Below are 3918 nucleotides of genomic sequence, written 5' to 3'. Positions count from 1 at the left end.
CACCTTCCCTTCCGGGAGGCGCGGCCGTCGCCGTTTCGGTGCGCGTGGTGGGGTCCGTGGCGGGTGACTCGATCAGATGTCCGCCCCCGGGCCGGATCTTCCCGAGTCGAAAATCAGGACATTTGCCTGCAAACTGGGCCCGTCGGGATCTTCCCGGCTCCTGCGGGGAGGAGGTACGGGAGTGCGCGCGAGGCGGAGCCGAGCGGTATCCCTGCTGGTCACCTCGGTGGTCCTGACCGGATTCCTGCTCCCGGGAGCCGTCGCGAAGGACGAGGTGCCCGCCCCGGCGTCCGGAACGGCGTCCGGCACGGACTTCCAGGCCCCGGCCGTGGTCGACCTGACCCAGGTCCCCGCCGAACCGCCCGTACAGCCCGCGCGTCCCGCCGCCCGGGAGCTCTTCGGAGCGGACTGCGACACCGAGATCAACGGCTCGCAGGTGGTGGCGTTCTGCCACAACGGCTACCCGCAGACCGACCTCGTCCGCCTGCACGTGGAGTGCGACCGCTGGTGGGACGTCGACGGGGACGGCGCCGCCGTGGCCGTCGGCCCGGCCGGCCGGGTGGAGCTCTCCGGCCGCTGCTGGAAGGAAGTCCGCTCCGCCTGGGTCAGCCACCAGCGGCAGTGACCCCCGCGGGCCGTCCCCGCCCCTCCTCGGCCAGGCAGACGAACGGATAGCCGGCCGCCTCCGAGGCCGCCGCGTCCCCGTCCCCGCGCCGGATCGCCTCGATCAGCCGCGCGTGGTCCAGGTGCGCGGCGGGATCCAGCTCCGTGCCCACGTCGGTGCGCAGCCAGTCGGCCACCAGATCGCCGAGGTCCGCGTACAGCTCGATGAGCACCTCGTTGTGCGAGGCCGCCACCACCGCCATGTGCAGGGCCACGTCCGCCGCGATGAACGGCTCCGCGTCCCCGCCCGACCAGGCCTCCTCGCGCCGCGCCAGCAGCGCGTCCAGCTGTACGAGGTCCCGCGCCGTCCGCCGCTCCGCCGCCAGACGGGCCGCCGAGGACTCCAGCGTCGAGCGCAGCTCCGCGATGTGCCGGGGATCGGCGCCGGCGAAGCGGCGGTGCATGACCCCGGCCAGCTCGCTGGTGGCGATGACGTAGGTCCCCGAGCCCTGGCGGATGTCGAGGAGGCCGTTGTGCGCGAGGGCCCGGACGGCCTCCCGCACGGTGTTGCGGGCGACTCCCAGCAGCTCCACGAGCTCCGGCTCGGTGGGGATGCGGGAGCCCACGGGCCATTCGCCGGTGGTGATCTGGTTCCGGAGCTGGGCGATCACCTGGTCGACGAGCGCGGATCGCCGGGGCGAGGTCAGCGGCATGCGGTCGGGGTTCCTCTCGGGGCGGGCGCGATGCGGGTGACGCGAACGATACGGTTGCGGGGTGGACAACCAATCATCCCATGATTCTATGATGGTTGAATGTCCGACGAAGAAGTCCAGACCCTGAACCGGCCCCGGGCCGCGGGCACGGCCACCCCGCACCCCCTTCCCGCCCCCGCCGCCACCCCGCAGCCGGCGTGGCTCGGACCCGTGCTCCTCGTCGGCATCGTGCTGGCCGCCCTCAACCTGCGGCCCGCCATCACCAGCCTCGGCGCCCTGTTCGAGGAGACCCGCGAGGGCCTCGGCATGAGCGGCGCCGTCGCCGGACTCATCACCTCCGTACCCGCCCTCTGCTTCGCCGTCTTCGGCGTCACCGCGCCCCGGCTCTCCCGCCGCTTCGGCCCGGCCGCCGTCGTCTGCGCAGGCATGGCCGCCGTCGCCGCGGGCCTGCTGATCCGGCCCTTCGCCACCAACGCCGCCGGGTTCCTCGCGGCCAGCGCCCTGACCCTGGCGGGCATAGCCCTGACCAACGTGCTCCTGCCGGTGATCGTCAAGCGCTGGTTCCCCGACCGGGTCGGCACCATGACCGGGCTCTACTCCATGGCCCTGGCCGCCGGCACCTCGCTCGCCGCGGCGGCGACCGTCCCGCTGACGCAGGCCCTCGGCGGCAGCTGGCGCACCGGCCTGCTGATCTGGGCCGTCCTCGCCCTGACTGCTGTCCTGCCCTGGCTGGCCATCGCCACGGCGGCCCGCAAGGAGAGGGCGGCGGCCGCGGCCGACGGGGCACCGGCCGTCCGGGCCGACGCCGGGCCGAGCGTCGTGCGCAGCCGCACGGCGTGGGCCCTCGCCTGCTACTTCGGACTCCAGGCCACGGGCGCGTACATCACCATGGGCTGGCTCCCGCAGATCTTCCGCGACGCCGGGGTCTCCGCTTCCACCGCGGGCATCCTGCTCGCGGTCACCATGGTCATGGGCGTCCCGCTCGCCTTCATCATCCCGGGCCTGGCGGGCCGGATGAAGAACCAGGGCCCCATCGCGGTCGTCCTCGGCCTCTTCGGGCTCGCCGGCTACCTCGGGCTCTACTTCGCCCCCGCCGCCGGGGCATGGGCCTGGGTCATCATGCTCGGCATCTCCAACTGCGCCTTCCCGCTCGTCATCACGATGATCGGACTGCGCGCCAAGTCCCCGGCCGGCGTGGTCAAGCTCTCCGCCTTCGCCCAGAGCACCGGGTACCTCATCTCCATCCCCGGACCGCTCGTCATCGGCGTCCTCTACCAGCACAGCGGCGGCTGGGACCTTCCCCTCGCCCTGATGGCAGGCCTGCTCGTCCCGCAGATCGCGCTCGGCGTGCTGGCGGGCCGGGACCGCACGATCGAGGACGAATGCGGCATGCGAGACTGATCGGCATGTCGCCCGTACTTGAACCGAACCCCCAGAACGGTCACCGCAAGCTCGGCCTCGTGCTGGGCGCCATGGCGCTCGTGACCGTGATCATCTCCGTCGTCGCGACCCTCGCCTCGCCGTAGGGGGTGGGGTTAACCCCCCAACCCCTAGGGGGTCAGGCTCAGGGACATCTGGGGTGCGTCCCGGATGGGAACCGCCTGCTCGAATCCTTAGATTCGAAGAGCAAGAGCGAGCCCGTCCGACCACCCCACGGAGGCGGCCATGTCGGCCCCCACGCACCTGGCCCCCACGCACCTGGCCCCCGGCCGCCCGTCCGCTCCCCGCACCGCCGGGGCCGACGCCCGGCTGCCCTGGTGGGCGCTCGCCCTGCCCGCCCTCGCCTTCGGCCTCCTGCTCATACTCCTCGCCGGATCCGGCCAGGCACACGCCGCCTCCGGCGAAGGCTCCGCCCTCGTCCAGGTCACCGAACGGCTGCTGAGCGCCGTCGGCTGACGAGGCGCCGGCCACCGGACCCGACCCGCGCCGCCGGTGCGCCGGGGCGCGCCCCACGCACCCCACACCTGGGGGTGAAGCCCCCCTCAACACCCTGCGCCCCGTGGCTCGATCCATGCGAAGCTGGGAGTCATGAGCGCCGACACACCCCGCAGGATCGTCCTCCTCCGGCACGCCAAGGCCGAATGGTCGGACGGCACGGACCACGACCGCCCCCTGGCGGAGCGCGGCCGTCACGACGCCCCGGCCGCGGGCCAGAAACTGGCCCAGACCGGCATCACCTTCGACCTGGCCCTCTGCTCCAGCGCGGCCCGGACCAGGGAAACCTGGAAGCTGGCCGTGCAGGAGCTGCCGCACCGGCCGAAGACCACGTACGAGGAACGGCTCTACGAGGCCTCGCTGGGCGAGCTCATCGCCCTGGTCAACGAGACCTCCGACGACGTGAAGAACCTCCTGGTCATCGGCCACAACCCCGGCATGCACGCGCTGGCGGACGCTCTCGCCGGGAGCGCGCAGGGCGACGTGCTGGCCCGGATGAACCGCAGCGGCTTCCCGACCTCCGGGATCGCCGTCGTCTCCTTCACCGGTTCCTGGAAGTCCGTGGAGCACGGCGTGGGCACCCTGCTGGACTTCTGGACCCCGCACGCCTGACGCGCACGACCCGCCGACTACGACGACGGAGCGGGCCCCGGCACTGTCACAGTGC

6 protein-coding genes are annotated in these 3918 nt (G+C 73.0%); 5 read left to right on the top strand and 1 reads right to left on the bottom strand.

Annotated features, from left to right (window positions below; all coding sequences use genetic code 11):
* Positions 1 to 181: 181 nt before the first annotated feature.
* A complete protein-coding gene (locus tag ACFWBW_RS08470; protein WP_385369653.1) occupies positions 182 to 625 on the top strand; it encodes a hypothetical protein in 444 nt (147 codons plus the stop codon).
* Here the strand turns inward: ACFWBW_RS08470 and ACFWBW_RS08465 are convergent.
* Entirely contained in the window at positions 606 to 1316 is a 711-nt protein-coding gene (locus ACFWBW_RS08465; RefSeq protein ID WP_385369651.1) for a FadR/GntR family transcriptional regulator, read from the bottom strand. The genes ACFWBW_RS08470 and ACFWBW_RS08465 overlap by 20 nt on opposite strands.
* A 99-nt stretch (positions 1317 to 1415) precedes the next feature.
* On the opposite strand from ACFWBW_RS08465, the gene ACFWBW_RS08460 reads away from it, so the two are divergent.
* From ACFWBW_RS08460 to ACFWBW_RS08445, 4 genes are all read left to right on the top strand, one after another.
* Entirely contained in the window at positions 1416 to 2717 is a 1302-nt protein-coding gene (locus ACFWBW_RS08460; RefSeq protein WP_385369649.1) for a CynX/NimT family MFS transporter, read from the top strand.
* A 5-nt stretch (positions 2718 to 2722) separates the two neighbouring features.
* Positions 2723 to 2842: an SGM_5486 family transporter-associated protein gene (locus ACFWBW_RS08455; RefSeq protein WP_385369647.1), complete on the top strand. Its 120-nt coding sequence runs from the start codon at positions 2723 to 2725 to the stop codon at positions 2840 to 2842.
* A gap of 139 nt (positions 2843 to 2981) precedes the next feature.
* Positions 2982 to 3212 carry a hypothetical protein gene (locus ACFWBW_RS08450; RefSeq protein WP_385369645.1) on the top strand — a complete coding sequence of 77 codons (231 nt, stop codon included), beginning with the start codon at positions 2982 to 2984 and terminating at the stop codon, positions 3210 to 3212.
* A 132-nt stretch (positions 3213 to 3344) separates the two neighbouring features.
* The gene (locus ACFWBW_RS08445; RefSeq protein ID WP_385369643.1) at positions 3345 to 3863 is read left to right on the top strand and encodes a SixA phosphatase family protein; all 519 of its coding nucleotides are present in this window, start codon (positions 3345 to 3347) and stop codon (positions 3861 to 3863) included.
* The last annotated feature ends 55 nt before the right edge of the window (positions 3864 to 3918 follow it).

The sequence above is a fragment of the Streptomyces sp. NPDC059957 genome (genome assembly GCF_042730015.1).
Taxonomy (GTDB): domain Bacteria; phylum Actinomycetota; class Actinomycetes; order Streptomycetales; family Streptomycetaceae; genus Streptomyces.
The sequence above is the reverse complement of the archived record's forward strand: the minus strand, read 5'-3'. Positions and strand labels throughout refer to the sequence as shown.

Coding starts and splice junctions, on each gene's coding strand:
- ACFWBW_RS08455 (WP_385369647.1), top strand. CDS start 2,723: ATGTCGCCCGTACTTGAACCGAACCCCCAGAACGGTCACCGCAAGCTC.
- ACFWBW_RS08445 (WP_385369643.1), top strand. CDS start 3,345: ATGAGCGCCGACACACCCCGCAGGATCGTCCTCCTCCGGCACGCCAAG.
- ACFWBW_RS08465 (WP_385369651.1), bottom strand. CDS start 1,316: ATGCCGCTGACCTCGCCCCGGCGATCCGCGCTCGTCGACCAGGTGATC.
- ACFWBW_RS08460 (WP_385369649.1), top strand. CDS start 1,416: ATGTCCGACGAAGAAGTCCAGACCCTGAACCGGCCCCGGGCCGCGGGC.
- ACFWBW_RS08450 (WP_385369645.1), top strand. CDS start 2,982: ATGTCGGCCCCCACGCACCTGGCCCCCACGCACCTGGCCCCCGGCCGC.